The organism is Acinetobacter sp. USHLN143, from assembly GCF_037145695.1.
GTDB classification, from domain to species: domain Bacteria; phylum Pseudomonadota; class Gammaproteobacteria; order Pseudomonadales; family Moraxellaceae; genus Acinetobacter; species Acinetobacter fasciculus.
In genome coordinates this window covers 1-223 of the sequence record NZ_JBBCWZ010000318.1, presented here as the reverse complement: position 1 = coordinate 223, position 223 = coordinate 1, and the positions used below count along the sequence as shown (strand labels likewise).

The window sequence follows — 223 nt, the reverse complement described above, 5'->3', positions numbered from 1 at the left end:
TTGTTCAATTAACCATGTAAACCACTGCTCACCGATAAACTCTCTGTCTGCGAACACATTCACAATACGGTCTTTACCAAAAATGGCTATAAAGCGTTGAATCAAAGCAATACGCTCTTTCGTATCTGAATTTCCACGTTTATTAAGCAATGTCCAAAGGATAGGTATCGCTATTCCACGATAAACGATTGCGAGCATCAGGATATTAATATTTCGTTTTCCC

General features: G+C 38.1%; 1 pseudogene. It reads right to left on the bottom strand.

What is annotated here, in order from left to right:
* A pseudogene (locus tag WFH18_RS18200) lies at positions 1 to 223 on the bottom strand (IS4-like element ISAba33 family transposase); the annotation flags it as partial.